18 protein-coding genes and 1 tRNA gene are annotated in these 15,943 nt (G+C 67.5%); 10 read left to right on the top strand and 9 right to left on the bottom strand.

What is annotated here, in order from left to right:
• Positions 1 to 27: 27 nt before the first annotated feature.
• Complete coding sequence (miaA, locus tag BOS5A_RS10900) at positions 28 to 942, bottom strand: tRNA (adenosine(37)-N6)-dimethylallyltransferase MiaA (RefSeq protein WP_199857417.1); 915 nt, start codon at positions 940 to 942, stop codon at positions 28 to 30.
• Between miaA and serB the strand changes: the two genes are divergently transcribed.
• Positions 941 to 1,819 (top strand): phosphoserine phosphatase SerB, encoded by an 879-nt coding sequence (gene serB / locus BOS5A_RS10895; RefSeq protein WP_151955133.1) that lies wholly within the window; start codon positions 941 to 943, stop codon positions 1,817 to 1,819. The genes miaA and serB overlap by 2 nt on opposite strands.
• A 33-nt stretch (positions 1,820 to 1,852) precedes the next feature.
• On the opposite strand, the gene BOS5A_RS10890 is transcribed toward serB, so the two are convergent.
• Entirely contained in the window at positions 1,853 to 2,878 is a 1,026-nt protein-coding gene (locus BOS5A_RS10890) for an SPOR domain-containing protein (protein ID WP_151955132.1), read from the bottom strand.
• A 151-nt stretch (positions 2,879 to 3,029) separates the two neighbouring features.
• Here BOS5A_RS10890 and BOS5A_RS10885 point away from each other — a divergent pair, with 151 nt between their 5' ends.
• From BOS5A_RS10885 to BOS5A_RS10875, 3 genes are read left to right on the top strand one after another with little or no spacing between them, the layout of a single operon-like run.
• Positions 3,030 to 3,746, top strand: a complete 717-nt coding sequence (locus BOS5A_RS10885) for a ParA family protein (protein ID WP_151955131.1) — start codon at positions 3,030 to 3,032, stop codon at positions 3,744 to 3,746.
• Positions 3,746 to 4,306: a hypothetical protein gene (locus tag BOS5A_RS10880; RefSeq protein ID WP_151955130.1), complete on the top strand. Its 561-nt coding sequence runs from the start codon at positions 3,746 to 3,748 to the stop codon at positions 4,304 to 4,306. The genes BOS5A_RS10885 and BOS5A_RS10880 overlap by 1 nt, the downstream gene beginning before the upstream one ends.
• Before the next feature lie 3 nt (positions 4,307 to 4,309).
• Positions 4,310 to 5,608 (top strand): SPOR domain-containing protein, encoded by a 1,299-nt coding sequence (locus BOS5A_RS10875; RefSeq protein WP_151955129.1) that lies wholly within the window; start codon positions 4,310 to 4,312, stop codon positions 5,606 to 5,608.
• On the opposite strand, the gene BOS5A_RS10870 is transcribed toward BOS5A_RS10875, so the two are convergent.
• The 5 genes from BOS5A_RS10870 to BOS5A_RS10850 are packed head-to-tail and all read right to left on the bottom strand — an operon-like array spanning position 5,605 to position 9,913.
• Positions 5,605 to 6,822, bottom strand: a complete 1,218-nt coding sequence (locus tag BOS5A_RS10870) for a dihydroorotase (RefSeq protein ID WP_151955128.1) — start codon at positions 6,820 to 6,822, stop codon at positions 5,605 to 5,607. The two genes, BOS5A_RS10875 and BOS5A_RS10870, sit on opposite strands and share 4 nt — an antisense overlap.
• The gene (locus BOS5A_RS10865) at positions 6,819 to 7,808 is read right to left on the bottom strand and encodes an aspartate carbamoyltransferase catalytic subunit (protein ID WP_151955127.1); all 990 of its coding nucleotides are present in this window, start codon (positions 7,806 to 7,808) and stop codon (positions 6,819 to 6,821) included. Before BOS5A_RS10865 ends, BOS5A_RS10870 begins: the two co-directional genes overlap by 4 nt.
• A gap of 56 nt (positions 7,809 to 7,864) precedes the next feature.
• On the bottom strand, positions 7,865 to 8,272 hold the full coding sequence (locus BOS5A_RS10860; RefSeq protein ID WP_151955126.1) for a hemerythrin domain-containing protein: 408 nt from the start codon (positions 8,270 to 8,272) through the stop codon (positions 7,865 to 7,867).
• A gap of 55 nt (positions 8,273 to 8,327) precedes the next feature.
• On the bottom strand, positions 8,328 to 8,807 hold the full coding sequence (ruvX, locus tag BOS5A_RS10855; protein WP_151955125.1) for a Holliday junction resolvase RuvX: 480 nt from the start codon (positions 8,805 to 8,807) through the stop codon (positions 8,328 to 8,330).
• The gene (locus BOS5A_RS10850; protein WP_151955124.1) at positions 8,807 to 9,913 is read right to left on the bottom strand and encodes a DUF3089 domain-containing protein; all 1,107 of its coding nucleotides are present in this window, start codon (positions 9,911 to 9,913) and stop codon (positions 8,807 to 8,809) included. Before BOS5A_RS10850 ends, ruvX begins: the two co-directional genes overlap by 1 nt.
• Before the next feature lie 75 nt (positions 9,914 to 9,988).
• Here BOS5A_RS10850 and gatC point away from each other — a divergent pair, with 75 nt between their 5' ends.
• The 4 genes from gatC to gatB are packed head-to-tail and all read left to right on the top strand — an operon-like array spanning position 9,989 to position 13,525.
• Positions 9,989 to 10,291 (top strand): Asp-tRNA(Asn)/Glu-tRNA(Gln) amidotransferase subunit GatC, encoded by a 303-nt coding sequence (gene gatC / locus BOS5A_RS10845; RefSeq protein WP_151955123.1) that lies wholly within the window; start codon positions 9,989 to 9,991, stop codon positions 10,289 to 10,291.
• A complete protein-coding gene (gene gatA, locus BOS5A_RS10840) occupies positions 10,288 to 11,772 on the top strand; it encodes an Asp-tRNA(Asn)/Glu-tRNA(Gln) amidotransferase subunit GatA (protein WP_151955122.1) in 1,485 nt (494 codons plus the stop codon). Before gatC ends, gatA begins: the two co-directional genes overlap by 4 nt.
• Positions 11,769 to 12,077, top strand: a complete 309-nt coding sequence (locus tag BOS5A_RS16170; RefSeq protein WP_151955121.1) for a trypco2 family protein — start codon at positions 11,769 to 11,771, stop codon at positions 12,075 to 12,077. Before gatA ends, BOS5A_RS16170 begins: the two co-directional genes overlap by 4 nt.
• A complete protein-coding gene (gene gatB / locus BOS5A_RS10835; protein ID WP_151955120.1) occupies positions 12,074 to 13,525 on the top strand; it encodes an Asp-tRNA(Asn)/Glu-tRNA(Gln) amidotransferase subunit GatB in 1,452 nt (483 codons plus the stop codon). Before BOS5A_RS16170 ends, gatB begins: the two co-directional genes overlap by 4 nt.
• A gap of 98 nt (positions 13,526 to 13,623) precedes the next feature.
• Here gatB and BOS5A_RS10830 read toward each other — a convergent pair whose 3' ends face one another.
• Together BOS5A_RS10830 and BOS5A_RS10825 are read right to left on the bottom strand one after the other, a co-directional pair.
• Positions 13,624 to 13,830: a hypothetical protein gene (locus BOS5A_RS10830; protein ID WP_151955119.1), complete on the bottom strand. Its 207-nt coding sequence runs from the start codon at positions 13,828 to 13,830 to the stop codon at positions 13,624 to 13,626.
• Position 13,831: 1 nt separating this feature from the next.
• Positions 13,832 to 13,975 (bottom strand): hypothetical protein, encoded by a 144-nt coding sequence (locus BOS5A_RS10825; RefSeq protein WP_199857341.1) that lies wholly within the window; start codon positions 13,973 to 13,975, stop codon positions 13,832 to 13,834.
• A 115-nt stretch (positions 13,976 to 14,090) separates the two neighbouring features.
• Between BOS5A_RS10825 and BOS5A_RS10820 the strand changes: the two genes are divergently transcribed.
• Both BOS5A_RS10820 and tig read left to right on the top strand, forming a co-directional pair.
• Positions 14,091 to 14,175: transfer RNA gene (locus BOS5A_RS10820), tRNA-Leu, on the top strand.
• Positions 14,176 to 14,241: 66 nt separating this feature from the next.
• Positions 14,242 to 15,906, top strand: a complete 1,665-nt coding sequence (gene tig, locus BOS5A_RS10815) for a trigger factor (protein WP_151955118.1) — start codon at positions 14,242 to 14,244, stop codon at positions 15,904 to 15,906.
• The last annotated feature ends 37 nt before the right edge of the window (positions 15,907 to 15,943 follow it).

The raw sequence follows: 15,943 nt of genomic DNA, 5'->3' as shown, positions 1-15,943 counted from the left end.
CGGCGCTAAAGTAACGAAATATGCGCGTCAACCACCAAAACGGAAATATTCTTTCAAGTTCGAGGGTGGTTCGGTCAGTCGGCGCCAGTCGGGCGGGGTCTGGTTGCGAAACCAGGTATATTGGCGTTTGGCGTATTGGCGGGTGACGAGGGCGAGGGCGCTGGTGGTTTCCTCGTGCGTGGCCGTGCCATTGAGCAGTCGTTCGATTTCCGGGACGCCGATCGCGCGGCGGATCGGCGCGTCAGCGAGGAGCGCGCGAGCCGCGATGCGGCGGACTTCATCGATCGCGCCGTCTTCCAGCATCACGGCGGCGCGGCGATCGATGCGATCGAACAACCATGTCCGTTCGGGGAGCAGCAGCACGGGGCTGAGCATGATGTCGCGTCCGATCCCACCCGCGCGCTGCGCCTGCCAGACGGCGAGTGGTTGCCCGGTCGATCGCACGACCTCCAGGGCGCGGGCGACGCGGGTGGTGTCGGCGGGCGCCAGTCGCGCGGCGGCGGCGGGATCGGCATTGGCGAGGGCGCGATGCGCGTCGGCGACAGGTAGGTTGCGCACCTCCGCCCGAATAGCGGGGTCGATCTCCGGCACCGGCGCGATGCCGTCCAGCAGGGTGCGGATGTAGAGGCCGGTGCCACCGACGAGGATCGGCAGGCGTCCGGCCGCGTGGGTTTCAGCGATCACGGCGCCCGCGTCGATCGCCCAGCGGGCGGCCGAACAGGCCTCGGCACCGTCAATATAGCCGTAGAGGCGGTGCTCGGCGCGCGCCTCCTCGTCGGCGGACGGACGCGCGGTGACGACGCGGAGGTCGCGATACACCTGCGCGGAGTCGGCGTTGATCACGACCCCGCCGGTTTCCTCTGCCAGCCGCAGCGCGATCGCGGACTTGCCGCTGGCGGTCGGCCCTGCGATGAGCGCCAGCGGTGGTCGGGAGGTCTGCATGTTCACGGCAACGCTGATAGCGGTGGGTCGCCTGCGCGGCACGGATATTTCGCGCGCGCGTGACCTGCTGGCAGGGGCGGGTTGCGCGCCGGTGGCCGACGGCTGGCTCGACGAGGGCGATGCCGCGGACCTGCATTTCGGGATGGCGCCCGATGCGGCGCGGGGTGCGCTGGAAGGCGCGCTCGACTGCGTCGATATCGTCGTTCAGGCGATGGAGGGGCGCGAGAAGCGGCTACTGATCGCCGACATGGATTCGACGATGATTACCGTCGAATGCATCGACGAGCTTGCCGACTATGCCGGGCTGAAACCGCAGATCGCGGCGATCACCGAGGCGGCGATGCGCGGTGAGCTGGATTTCGAGGGCGCGCTCGACGCGCGCGTGGCGCTGCTCAAGGGACTCGATGCGAGCGTCATCGATCGCTGCCTTGCCGAGCGCGTGACGATCATGGCTGGCGCGAAGACGCTCGTCCGCACGATGACGGCGCGGGGCGGCCGTGCGGTGCTGGTGTCGGGGGGCTTCACCCGCTTCGCCGAACCCGTCGCGGCGGAGATCGGCTTCGACCGCGCGATCGCCAACGTGCTGGAGATCGAGGGCGGCATGCTCGCGGGAACCGTCACGCGGCCAATCGTGGGCGCCGCGACGAAGCTGGAGACGCTCGAGAGCGAAGCGGCGACCCTGCTGCGATTGGCGGTGATCGCGGTGGGGGACGGCGCCAACGACCTGCCGATGATCCGCGCGGCGGGGCTGGGTGTCGCCTATCACGCCAAGCCGATCGTCGCGGCCGAAGCGGCGGCGCGGATCGACCACAACGACCTGACCGCGCTGCTGTGGGCGCAGGGGATCGCGCGCAAGGACTGGATCAGCGCCGCCTGAGATAGAGGCGGTCCAATGGCTTCGAACAGGATTTCAGGGGGCGATAACCAAACACGCGGCGCCCGCCTTTTTCGCGGCAGCACATGCCTGATTGGCTTGTGTGCTTGAGGCGAAGCCGGTGGCGACAAGGCGGGTGACGGGACCGGCCTTCTCGTAGGAGGGAGAGGCGCCCGACATCCGGCCGGCTAGCTTTTTCCACTGCGCCTGCGCCGCGCCATCGGCTTTGAACGCGCCGAGCTGGATACGCCATTTGCCGCCGGAGGCGAGGATTGCCGGCTTGGGTGTTTCGGGTTTCGGTGCGGGCTTGGCCTCGGCTTTTGCCGTGGTGGCGGAAACCGGCTTCGCTTGCGCGGACTTCGCAGCCGCCTTGACGGCGGGCGGTGTCTTGGCGGGAGTAGCGGTCTTGACCGGGGCGACTCCCGCGAGCGGCTTCGTGCCCAGCGCTTCGTCGGGCGCGTTGGGGACGATCGGTGCGCTGCCGAGGGCTGCGAACTTCGCGTCGCTTTCGATCTGCTTCGCCATTTCCGTGCCGCGCGCGCGCTGATCGGCGGGGATGAACCGGTCCATCTGCGCCAGCGTTCCCGCGGCCTGCGGCAGCCCCTGCTGCGACGACCGCGTCACCAGCGCATAGGCGCGCGGATAATCCTTCGGCACGCCATCGCCGTTGAACAGCATCGTGCCGAGGACGAGCTGCGCGCGCCGCTCGTCGCGTTTCGCGGCCTTGTCCAGCCAGGGCAGGGCGGCGTCGGTCTTGCCGTCCTGAAACAGCGCGAGGCCGAGATTGGCCTCTGCCTGCGGGTGGCCCTGCATCGCCGCCTTTTTGAACCATCCTTCCGCGATCGAAGGGTCGAGCGGCACGCCGCGACCGAGCTGATAGGCCTTGCCCATGTTGAACTGCGCATCGGCGTCGCCGGCGATGGCAGGCTGGCGCCACTGGTCGATCGCGCCCTTCCAGTCGCCCTTCGCCCATAGATCGACGCCCGCCTTCACGTCGGCGAATGCCGGCGCTGCCACCAACGCCAGCGACGCCCAGACCGTCCAACCGAGATGCCTGACCATAGCGAACCCTCCAAGCCCCGAACCTTATGGCGCATCATGCCTTAACCATCGGCGCCGTGTCACCTGCGCTGATACGCCAAGGGCGTTAACCCTTCCTTAGAGGCGCGCATGGCATCCCTGACGCTGGATCAACGGGGCTTTCAGGGGACCTATGCGCGTTCTCGCAATGGCATCGCAAAAGGGTGGGTCGGGCAAGACCACGCTGTCGGGGCATCTGGCCGTCCAGGCTCAGATCGCCGGCGCCGGCCCGGTCGTGCTCATCGACATCGACCCGCAGGGCTCGCTCGCCGACTGGTGGAACGAGCGTGACGTGGAATATCCCGCCTTCGCGCAGACCACGGTCGCACGGCTTGCCGCCGATCTGGAGGTGCTGCGTCAGCAGGGCTTCAAGCTCGCGGTCATCGACACGCCGCCCGCCATCACCATGGCGATCCAGAGCGTCATCCAGGTCGCCGAGCTCATCGTGATCCCGACACGGCCTTCGCCGCATGATCTGCGCGCGGTCGGCGCCACGGTCGATCTGTGCGACCGGGCGGGCAAGCCGTTGATCTTCGTTGTCAACGCCGCGACCCCGAAGGCGCGGATCACCTCGGAAGCCGCTGTCGCGCTGTCGCAGCACGGCACCGTCGCGCCGATCACGCTTCACCAGCGCACCGATTTCGCGGCGTCGATGATCGACGGCCGCACCGTCATGGAAACCGATCCCAAGGGCAAGTCGGCCGCGGAAGTGACCGCGCTGTGGGGCTATATCGCCGACCGGCTCGAAAAGAATTTCCGCCGCACCGTCTTCGCGGTGCCGCATGCGATCAATCCCGTCGCGGGCATGCGTCCCGCTGCTGGCGGCTTCGGCCGCCGGGTGGTGGGCTGATGGCCGCGCTGCTCGGCAGCCAGCCCAAGCCGCTGGCGTCGCTGTCGTCGGGGCTGCTCGCCCGTAAGGGGCAGGCGCGGCCGGCGATGCGGCCGCAGGGTTTCGGCTTCACCTCGCTCTCGCATGCCGGCGACCAGCTCGGCTGGAACGACATGGGGCATGATGTCGCTTCGCCCGAACCGGTCGAGGCGCTGCCGCCGGTGCTTGTCGAGCGCGAGGCGCTGAAGGAAGAATTTACGGCGCCCGTGGTCGAGCCGGTGGTGGTTGAAGCGCCGACGGTGCCCGTATTCGACGCGGCGGTTCGTCCGGTTTCCGTGCTGACCGCAAAGCGGCTCCAGCGCGAAACGCGGGCGAAGGTGAAGGATGCGGGCAAGGCAGCGTTCACGCTGCGACTCGACGCCGATCGTCATTTGCGGCTCCGGCTTGCGACGGCGACGCGCCATCGTTCCGCACAACAGCTCGTCACCGAGGCGCTCGACGCCTTTTTGAAGACCCTGCCCGAGGTCGAGGCGCTGGCCAGCCAGCTGCCGCCTGTCGGGCGCCGATCGACCGGGGAATAACCGATGAAGATGCGCCTTGTTCTGAGCCTGGGGCTGTCCGCCCTCGTCATGGGCGGCACGATGGTCGGCTGCACCGCGGGCGGCGGCGATCTCGGCACCGCGAGCAGCCGCAGCGTGCGCAACGCGGAAAAGGTCGCGGCGAAGGACGCGAAGATGGCGGACAAGTTCCTTGTCGCCGGCAACCACGCGCAGGCCGTCCAGTTCGCAGAGGCAGCCGTCGCGCTTCGGCCGCAGACCGCCGCGTATCGCGCGGTGCTGGGCGAGGCGTATCTGAAGGCAGGGCGCTTTGCCTCTGCCAGCCAGTCGCTGAGCGATGCGATGACGCTCGGCAGCGCTGACGGTCATGTCGCGCTGAACCTTGCGCTCGCCCAGATCGGCGAGGGCAAGTGGCACGAGGCGCGGACGACGCTCGACAATCACGCGAATGTGATGTCCGCCACCGACCGCGGGCTCGCGCTCGCGCTGGCCGGCGATCCGGCAACGGGCGTGCAGGTATTGATGGACGTCGTCCGCAGCCCTGATGCGACCGTGAAGACGCGCCAGAACCTCGCCCTCGCTTTGGCGCTGTCGGGTCGCTGGGCCGACTCGCGCGTCGTCGCGGCGCTCGATCTCGCGCCGGCCGATCTCGACAAGCGGATGGTTCAGTGGGCCGCCTTCGCGCAGCCGGAGGCCGCGTCCGATCAGGTCGCGGCGCTGCTGGGCGTCGTGCCGGTTGCCGATCCCGGCCAGCCCGTCGCGCTTGCGCTCAATGCGCCGACCTCGGTGGGTGTCGCTGCTGCCGATGCGGTCGTGCCAGCCCGTGCGGCGCCTGCGATCGAGGTCGCGGCGGTCAGCCCCGTGCCGGTTCCCGCGGCGACCGTGCAGGTCGCTGTCGCGAACGCCCCGATCGCGACGATCGCGGCAGAGGGCGCGTTCAAGGTGGCGGCGCCGGTGAGGGCGAAATCGATGAAGGTCGCTGCTGTTGCCAAGGCGAAACCGCAACCGCGTGAACTCGCCAGCGGCAATTTCTACGTCCAGCTCGGCGCGTTCGACAGTGCGGGCGTCGCGAAGGACGCCTGGGGTCGCGCGCAGCGCCGCTTCGCCGCGTTCCGCCAGCAATCGCCCACCGGCATGGCGTTCGCGCATCAGGGGGCGAACTACTATCGCCTCTCGGTGGGCGGCTATACCCGCGCCGATGCGGTGTCGGTGTGCCGCCAGTATCGCAAGCGCGGCGGCAGCTGCTTCGTGCGGGCAGGCGCCGGCGACGCGATGGCGCAGTGGATCAGGCCGGGCGCCGGCGGTGTCCAGATGGCGGCGCGTTAAAGAACTTCGCGGCCACCCTTGAAGACCCGCAAGACGCGGCCCTGAACCGGCAGCCCGTCGAACGGCGTGTTGCCGGCGATTCCCGGCGTCGCTTCCGCATCGATCTGCCACGGCGCGTCCGGATCGACGAGGATGACGTCGCCCGGCTTGCCCGGAGCGAGCGTGCCGCTATCGATTCCCAGCAATCCCGCAGGTTGCCGCGCGAGGCGATCGAAGAGCGCGGGCAGGCTCAGCCGATCGTCGCGGACGAGACCGAGAGACAGTGCGAGCAGCGTTGCCGCACCTGCCGCGCCGGGAAGCGAATCGGCGAAGGGCAGGCGCTTGTCCTCCGGCCCGCGCGGGTCGTGGGCGGAGCACAGGATATCGATCGTGCCGTCCGCCAGCGCGGCGAGCGCCGCCTGGCGATCCGGCTCTTCACGCAGCGGGGGCGAGAGGTGCGCGAAGGTGCGGAAATCGCTCATCGCGTTGTCGGAGAGCAGCAGATGCGCCGGATCGATGCCGCAGGTGACGCGCACGCCGCGGCGCTTTGCGGCGCGGACGAGGTCGAGTCCGGCGGCGGTCGTCACCAGTCGCAGATGCAGCCGCGCGCCGGTATCCTCGGCGAGCATGATGTCGCGCGCGACGGCCAACGCCTCGGCGATCGCTGGCGCTGCGGCCAACCCGTGACGGGTCGCGGTTTCGCCGGCGGTGGCGACTGCGTCACCGACGAGTCCGTCGTCCTGCGCCTCGGAGATCACGACGAGGTCGAGATCGCGCGCATAGGTCAGGACACGGTGCATCAGCCCCGAATCGGCGATCCAGCGCCGCCCTGTTCCGATCGCGCGCGCCCCGGCGGACCCCAGGATCGCCATTTCCGCCATTTCGCGTCCGGCCAGCCCCTTGGTCGCGCCAGCGATCGGGTGAATCCACAGGTCCGGCTTGCCGATGAGGGCGGCGCGCTGGACGATACCGGGATCGTCGAGTGCGGGGGACTGATCGGGCATCGGTGCCACGCGGACGATGCCGCCGACGCGGCACGCCGCGCGGTCGATCGCGAAGGCGCCGATATCGACGATGCCGGGGGCGAGCAGCTTGCCGGCGCAATCGATGACGGTCGCGTCCGCCGGGGCGCATCCTTCCGCGATGACGCCGTCCACGATCGCCAGATCGCCGGTTCGCTCGCCAGCCACGGGGCAGACGATCCGCGCGCCCGTGAACAGAAGCGCGCGGCTCATGCCCAGCCCTCTACACGGCGCGCACGCCGGGTGAGTACGTCGAGGCACGCCATGCGGACGGCAACCCCCATCGCGACTTGCTCGGTGATCGCGGACCGCTCGACATGGTCGGCGACGGCCGAATCGATCTCGACCCCGCGGTTCATCGGGCCGGGGTGCATGACGAGCGCGTCGGGCCTGGCGCGTGCGAGCCGTTCCAGCGTCAGGCCGTAGCGCAGGTGGAATTCGCGCGGGGAAGGGACGTAGCCACCGGTCATCCGCTCGTTCTGGATGCGCAGCATCATCACCACGTCGGCACCGTCCAGCGCCGCGTCGAAATCAGTGAACGCCGTGACGCCCATCCGCTCGATCGCGGGCGGCATCAGCGTGGACGGCGCGCAGACGCGGACCTCGGCGGCGAGCGCCGTCAGCGCGAGGATGTTCGACCGCGCGACGCGGCTGTGGAGCAGATCGCCGCAGATCACGACGCGCTGGTTTGCGATCGATCCGCGCCGGCGGCGGATGGTCAGCGCGTCGAGCAGCGCCTGGGTCGGGTGCTCGTGGCGCCCGTCGCCGGCGTTCAGCACCGGGCAGTCCACCTTGTCCGCGATCAGTCGTACCGCGCCCGACGACATGTGGCGGATGACGATGACGTCCGCGCGCATCGCGTTCAGCGTCATCGCGGTGTCGATCAGCGTCTCGCCCTTCTTCACGCTCGATTGTGCGGCGTGCATGTTGACGACGTCAGCCCCCAGGCGCTTGCCCGCGATCTCGAACGACAGCAGCGTGCGGGTGGAATTTTCGAAGAAGGCGTTGATCTGGGTGAGGCCTGCGAGCCGCTTGTCAGGCTCCGCGTGGTTGCGATTGGGCTCGATCCAGCGCTCCGCCTCGTCGAGCAGGAACATGATCTCGTGCGGTTGGAGGCCGTCGATCCCGGTCAGGTGGCGATGCGGAAAGACGGCGCCGCCTTCGATAAGGGCGGCGGGGCGGTGATCGGAGCGTTGCATCAAAGCCGCCGGTTACGCGCGGCAGTCGTTCGAGGCAAGCGGGGCGTGAGGCGGCGTCAGGCGGCGCGCAGGCGGACGTAGAGCTGGCTTTCCTCGCGCCGGATACGCTGGCGCAGGGTCATCATGATCCGCCACGCCTCGACCTGATAGCCCGCCCAGTCGGCCCGCACTTTTTCGAGCGGCCAGCGCATCGTGTGGCTGCGATACGCCTCTGCCAGGCCACCCATCTCGCGGGAGAAGGTGGTGGCCAGTTCACGCGTCACGATATCCGGCGAGCGCAGCAGCACGGGGTAGAGGTGCTTGTCCTCCTTCGCGAGATGAACGGTCAGCACATGCGTCATCCGCCAGCGCACGGTGGAAAAGTCCTCCGGCGGAGCGGATTCGGTGCGAAGGATCTCCAGCAGCCGCACCGCCAGTCGGTCGAGCTCTGCATGTTCCTGCGACAATGCGGCCTTGAATGTCATCGATGCTCCCCCCTTCGATTGTCGGAGGCGTAGCGCGGGGGCGCCTGCATCGGGGTTACGCGGTTTTGGAGGAATCCACCGCAATCAACGCATCGATGGCGGCCTGAAGGATGTGCGCGGCGGCGAGGTTGTCGATGCGTTCGGCGCGTTTCGCGCGGCTCATGTCCTGTTCGATCATCGTGCGCTCGACCGCGACGGTGGACCAGCGTTCGTCCCAGAGCAGGATCGGATAGCCGAGGTCGAGGAGGTTGCGGGCAAAGGCGCGGGTCGACTGGCTGCGCGGGCTTTCGCTGCCGTCGAGGTTCAGCGGCAGGCCGATGACGAGGCCGCGCACCGCCTGCGCCGATGCGAGTTCGGCGAGAGCCGCCTTGTCTTTGGTGAACTTCGTGCGGCGGATGAGCGTGGCGGGGCTGGCGAAGCTCCAGCCGGCGTCGCAGAGCGCAGTGCCCACCGTCTTCGTGCCGACGTCGAGCCCGAGCAGCCGCCCGCCCTCCGGCAGGGCCTCGCGGAAGACGGTGCGGTCGAGCGTGATCATCACGGCTCGAACGCCGCGAGGCGGCGGGCCGCATCTGTGCGGACATTCGCCCAGAACAGGCTGTAGTCGTAGACGTGGTAGTTGTTGCCGGGGAGCACATAGGGCCCGACATCGGGCGGGGTGCCGATCAGCAGCAACCCGCGCGAATCGCAGCGGGCAGGCACGCGGCTGGCGGTGATCGCGGCGGTCGTCAGGTCCTTGTCCGGGAACAGCGTGCCCGCGTTCGCGCCGGCCGGTGCGGAGGCATTGGCGGTGCCGGTCAGCGGGTTGGTGCAGACGATCGGCGTGCCCTTGCGGGGCTGTCCATTGAACCCGGTCGAGGCATCGTAGGTGTCGAGGATCAGCGAGGGGTCGGCGGGTTCGGCGAAGCTCTCCCAAGACAGGATGCAGCCGGCCTGGTCGGCGCGGGTGCATTCGGGCAGACCCAGCAAGGGCAGGTCGGTGGTGCGCGATACGGGCCAGCCGACGATATAGGCGGCGACGATGCGCCTGCCGAGCGCGGGGTCCTTCGCGATCCGGTCGCGCAGCAGCCGCTCGAGATGAAGCGCGCCCTGGCTGTGGCCGGCGAGAATGATCGGCCGGTCGGGGCCGATCTGCGCGAGGAACGCGTCGAAGGCGGCGGTCACGTCGCCATAAGCGAGATCGAGCGCGCGCTGTGCATCGGCCTTCGTCGTCAGGAACGCGCCGAACGTCGCCTGGCGGTAGTGCGGCGCCCAGATCTCGCCCACCGCGTTGAACGCGCTTGCCTGCCCGCGCAGGAACAGCGCCGCGCGGGCGTTCGCCTCCGCATCGTCGAGCGGCGCGTTCCAGTGATTGCGGACAAGGTAGGAGGTCGGGTGGATGAAGAAGACCGCCGCCGCGCCCGGCTCCGTGCGCTGCACGCCCGTGGGCAGCCACTGCGCGGGGTTGTTCGCGATGTCCGGCCGGGCGAGCCACATCCGTTTGTCGGCGTAGGCACTCTCGGGCGTTGCCGCCTGCGCCTCGAACGCCTCGCCCGGCACCATCGCCATGCGGACGAGATCGTTGCCCCAGATGCGATAGGCGAAGGCTGCGGCGATCACGATCGCGATGAGCCCGGCCATGACATAAAGGAACTTGCGCGCCATGCGCGGCCCCGTGCCTCATCGTCCGGGAGCGCGCAACCATTGCATCCGGCGCGGGTGCGGTGGTAGCGGCGCCTCATGTCCGTAGACACAGCAACCGTGAAGAAGGTCGCGAGCCTTGCCCGGATCGCGATCAGCGATGCCGATGCGACGCGCCTCGTGCCCGAACTCAACAATATCCTCGGCTGGATCGAGCAGCTCGGCGAGGTCGATACGGCCGGGGTCGAGCCGATGACCGCCGTCATCCCCAATCATCTGCGGTTGCGCGATGATGTCGCGGGTGCCGATCCGCTGACCGGCGGCGGGATGCGCGATGCGGTGCTCGCCAATGCGCCGCAGGCCGAACACGGCTTCTTCACCGTGCCGAAGGTGATCGAATAATGACGCTCACCGATCTCGGCATTCGCGACATCCGCGACGGCGTGCGCGCGGGCACCTTCTCCGCGCGCGAAGTGGCGAATGACTTCGTCGCGGCCGTGGCCAAGGCGAAGCCGCTCAACGCATTTCTCGTCGAAACCCCCGATCATGCGCTGGCCGCCGCCGATGCCGCCGACGCCGCGCGTGCGGCGGGCGAGGCGCCGAAGCCGCTCGCGGGCGTGCCGCTGGGCATCAAGGACCTGTTCTGCACCAAGGGCGTAGAAGCGACCGCGGCGAGCCACATTCTTGAAGGCTTCAAGCCGCAATATGAATCGAGCATCACGCAGAAGCTGTGGGATGCGGGCGCCGGCATGTTGGGCAAGCTCAACATGGACCAGTTCGCGATGGGATCGTCGAACGAGACAAGCGCGTTCGGCAACGTGATTTCTCCCTGGCGGCGCAGCGACGGCGGCAACGCGGCGCTGGCGCCGGGGGGATCGTCAGGCGGATCCTCCGCCGCAGTCTCGGCGCGGATCGTGCCGGGGGCGACGGGCACCGACACCGGCGGGTCGATCCGCCAGCCCGCGGCCTTTACCGGGATTGCCGGGATCAAGCCGACCTATGGCCGCTGCTCGCGCTGGGGCGTGGTGGCATTCGCGTCCAGCCTCGATCAGGCCGGACCGATGGCGCGCGACGTCACCGATTGCGCGATCATGCTCGAGCAGATGGCGGGCTTCGACGCGAAGGACGCGACCTCGCTCGATCTCGCCGTGCCGCAGTGGGAAGCGGGATTGTCGAGCGATATGAAGGGCAAGCGCGTCGGCATTCCCAGGGAATATCGCGTCGACGGCATGCCCGCCGAGATCGAGGCGCTGTGGCAGCAGGGCATCGCCTGGATGCGCGATGCGGGCGCCGAGATCGTCGAAGTCTCGTTACCGCACACCAGATACGCGCTGCCGGCCTATTACATCATCGCGCCGGCCGAAGCCTCGTCCAACCTCGCACGCTATGACGGCGTGCGATATGGCGTGCGCGATCTGCCGGACGGCGCCGGGTTGCAGGACATGTATGCAGCGACCCGTGCGGCTGGCTTCGGTGACGAGGTGAAGCGGCGTATCCTGATCGGCACATATGTTTTATCAGCAGGGTTTTACGATGCGTATTTCACGCAGGCTTCGAAGGTGCGGGCGCTTATCGCTCGTGACTTCGAGCGGGCGTGGGAAACGTGCGACGTACTGCTGACGCCGACCGCGCCGTCCGCCGCGTTCGCGCTCGGCGAGAAGATGGCCGATCCGCTGGCAATGTATCTGAACGACGTCTTCACCGTGCCGTCGTCGCTCGCCGGCCTGCCCGCGATGAGCGTACCGGGCGGGTTGGACGCGGGCGGGTTGCCGCTGGGCCTCCAGATCATCGGCAAGCCGCTCGACGAGCAGGGCGTGCTCAACGCGAGCCTCGCGATCGAACAGCGCGCAGGGTTCACGGCGCGGCCGGAGGCTTGGTGGTGAATGACCCTGTGAAAAGCGAAGAATTGCGAGATTTCATCACTTCTACGCTTTCGGCGATTACCGATGGGGTCGCGCATAGCGCCCACGGTGCCTCTTTTCATCTAGCGTCTAACGTAAAGTTTGATGTCGCCATTACTGTTACGAACGAATCCGAAGCAGGTGGCGGCTTGCGCCTACACATCGCGAGCGCAGGGGCAAAGATGTCCGCTCAAAATGAGAGCGTAAGCAAGATAACGTTTGAGGTTGGTCGAGACATGGCGATCAGCAAGCGGGCTATCGATTATTCGAGTCGAGGTGTCGTATGACCGATTACCGCATCCAGGGCGAAACCGGCGAATGGGAGGTCGTGATCGGCCTTGAGGTCCATGCGCAGGTCACGTCGAACGCCAAGCTGTTCTCTGGCGCGGCGACCGCATTCGGGGCGGAGCCGAATACGCAGGTCAGTTTGATCGACGCGGCGATGCCGGGGATGCTGCCGGTGCCGAACCGCGAGTGCATCCGCCAGGCTGTGCGCACAGGCATGGCGATCGACGCGCAGATTAATCGCTGGTCGCGGTTCGACCGCAAGAATTACTTCTACGCCGATCTGCCGCAGGGATACCAGATTTCGCAGCTCTATCATCCGCTTGTCGGCGAAGGCTCCGTCGATGTCGAGATCGACGGCGCGACCAAGACGATTGGTGTCGAGCGCATTCACGTCGAGCAGGATGCGGGCAAGCTGATGCACGATCAGCATCCGACGCGCAGCTACGTGGACCTCAACCGGTCGGGCGTCGCGCTGATGGAAATCGTGTCGAAGCCCGATATGCGGTCGCCGGCGGAGGCCGGAGCCTATCTGTCGAAGCTGCGCGCGATCCTGCGCTATGTCGGCAGCTGCGACGGCAATATGGACCAGGGATCGATGCGCGCCGACGTCAATGTCAGCGTGCGCAGGCCGGGGGCCGAATTCGGGACGCGGACCGAGACGAAGAACGTCAACTCGGTGCGCTTCGTCATGGCTGTCGTCGAGCAGGAAGCGAAGCGCCAGGTCGCGGTGATCGAGGATGGCGGCACGATCGTGCAGGAAACGCGGCTCTACGATCCCGACCGCAACGAGACGCGGTCGATGCGGTCGAAGGAAGACGCGCACGACTATCGCTACTTCCCCGATCCCGATCTGCTGCCGCTCGAGCTCGACGAGGCGTTCCTCGACGAATGCCGCGCGAGCCTGCCCGAGCTGCCCGACGCCAAGCGCAAGCGGTATGAGGGTCTGGGGATCAGTGGCTACAACGCCGACGTCCTGACTGCGGACGTCGAGACGGCGCGCTGGTTTGATGCGTTGCTAGACGCCGGCGCACCACCCACACAGGCCGCGAACTGGGTCGGCGCGGAGCTGTTCGGCGCGCTCAACCGGCTTGACAAGAACATTGAGGAATCGCCGGTAAATCCTTCACAAGCGGCCGAGTTATTGCGATTGGTCGCGGATGGCACGCTGTCCGGCAGCCTCGCCAAGCAGGTGTTCGAGGTGATGCTCGAAACCGGGCAGGATGCCAGCGCCATCGTCGAGGAGCGCGGCCTCAAGCAGACGAGCGATACGGGCGCGATCGAGGCGGTGATCGCCGATGTGCTCGCGAAAAATCCGGGGCAGCTTGAACAGTATCGCGGTGGCAAGGTCGCGCTGTTCGGATTCTTCGTCGGGCAGACGATGAAGGCGATGGGCGGCAAGGCGAACCCGGGCGTCGTCAACGATCTGCTTAAGAAGGCGCTGGGCTGACAACCGTTACCCGTTCGCCCTGAGCGAAGTCGAAGGGCCGGCAACGCGGTGCTTCGACTTCGCTCAGCACGAACGACGGCACGAACGACAGGGCGAGCTTATTGCGCGTCGTCGTCCTGATTGCGCGTCACGCCGCCAGTCCCGCCGACGCCGTCCGGCATGCCCGGGTCTTTGAGGGTTGCGGGTTCCTCGCCGCCTTCGCCTCGCTTCACGGCGTCGCTGCGCGCCTCGACGATCTGTTCCAGGTCGCTGCGATCGTCGTCCCGTTCGGAATCCGGATGCTCGACAGTGTTGGGGTCGGCCATATCAGATACTCGGATTGGAGGGCGCGGGATCTTCGGCGGGGACACCGGGGGCGGGGAAGTCGGTATCGGGAATGGGAGCCGGAAATTCCGGCGGTGGCGCGTCGGGCTGCGGCGGCGTGGTCGGTTGGCCGGGCTGGGTCGCCATTGTTCTTCTCCTGGGGTTGGCAACCTGTAACGCGCGCGCTAGGCGCACGGTTTCGCGGGGCGCTTGCGACAAGCGGCTGTGCGGTATAGGGACGCGCCGACCGGCGGTGTCCCAAGCGGGCGTGGCGGAACTGGTAGACGCAGCAGGTTTAGGTCCTGCCATCGCAAGATGTGGGGGTTCGAGTCCCTTCGCCCGCACCAGTCCCCGCAAAGCGCATGCGGGGCGGCACCGATCCCAAGAGATTCTTTCGAGCTAGAAGGTTCCGCATGCAGACTGTCGAGACGTTGAACGAAGGCCTCAAGCGCGCCTACACGCTCACCATCACCGCAAAGGATATCGACAAGAAGGTCGATGCCGAGCTGAAGCGCGTCGCGCCGCAGATCAAGATGCCCGGCTTCCGCCCCGGCAAGGTGCCCGCGAACCTCGTTCGCAAGATGCACGGCCCCGCGCTGACCCAGGATGCGCTGAACACCGCGATCCAGGAAGGCATCCAGACGCTGATCGCCGAGAAGCAGCTGCGTCCGGCGATGCAGCCGTCGGTCGAACTCGACGAAGGGTATGAGATCGGCAAGGACGCCGAACTGAAGGTCGAGCTGGAAGTGCTCCCGCAGGTTCCCGCCCCGGCGATCGACACGCTGACGCTCGAGCGGCTTTCGGTGCCCGTCGATGACGCCGCGGTCGATGCGCAGCTCCAGAAGTTTGCCGACCAGTCGAAGGCTTGGGACGATACCAAGGCGACCTACAAGGCGAAGAGCGGCGATCTCGTGACCGTCGATTTCGTCGGCAAGACGCTGGACGGCGTGGCGTTCGACGGCGGCACCGGCGAGGACATGGCGGTCGAGATCGGCTCGGGCCGTCTCATCCCCGGCTTCGAGGACCAGATCATCGGTGTAAAGGCCGGCGAGGAGCGCCAGATCAAGGTGACGTTCCCGGCCGACTATCAGGCGAAGGAACTGGCCGGCAAGGACGCGACGTTCGACCTGACGGTCAAGTCGGTGAAGACCGCCGGCGAAAGCAGGATCGACGAGCAGCTGGCGAAGAATCTCGGGCTCGAGAGCCTGGAGCAGCTGCGTGGGCTGGTGAAGGGCCAGATCGAGCAGGAGCATAACGGCCTCACGCGCACCCATATGAAGCGCAAGCTGCTCGACCAGCTGGCCGAGGGGCATGACTTCGACGTGCCGCCGTCGATGGTCGAGGCCGAGTTCAACCAGATCTGGGCGCAGCTGGAGCATGAGGCGACGCACGAGGCCGATCCGGACGCCGCGATCAAGGAAATGGAAGCCGAGCGCGACGATTACCGCAAGATCGCCGAGCGCCGCGTGCGCCTTGGCCTGCTCCTTTCGGAAATCGGCCAGGCGAACGGCGTCGAGGTCTCCGCGCAGGAGATGAACCGGTTGATCGCGCAGGCAGCGCAGCAATACGGCCCGGAGGATCGCCAGCGCTTCATCCAGTATGTGCAGCAAGAGCCGATGGCGGCAGCCCAGCTGCGCGCACCGCTCTATGAGGACAAGGTCGTCGATTTCCTGTTCGAAAAGGCCGCGATCACCGACCGTGACGCGACCCGCGAGGAACTGGAAGCCGCGATCGAGAGCGAGGACGGCTTCGCGACCGGCACGCACACCCACGATCACGATCACGACCACAAGCCGAAGAAGAAGCCGGCTGCGAAGAAGGCTGCCGCAAAGGCTGACGCTCCGGTTGAGGACGCTGTAGAGGCGCCGAAAAAGGCGGCTCCGAAGAAGGCGGCGGCCAAGCCTGTGGCAAAGGACGACGATTCGGCGGTTGTGACGGACGAGCCGGCTCCGGCGAAGAAGGCTTCTGCGAAGAAGGCGGCACCGGCCAAGGCGGAAGCCGCTGAGTCGGAAGCGGCTCCCAAGAAGGCCCCGGCCAAAAAGCCCGCGGCAAAGAAGACCGCGAAGGCCGAGGGGTAGGCAACCCCGGCGTCCGTTCGCCCTGAGCTTGTCGAAG

Origin of the sequence: Sphingomonas sp. EC-HK361, assembly GCF_902498785.1 — a bacterium.
Lineage (GTDB): Bacteria > Pseudomonadota > Alphaproteobacteria > Sphingomonadales > Sphingomonadaceae > Sphingomonas.
This window is presented reverse-complemented; position numbering and strand designations above follow the sequence as displayed.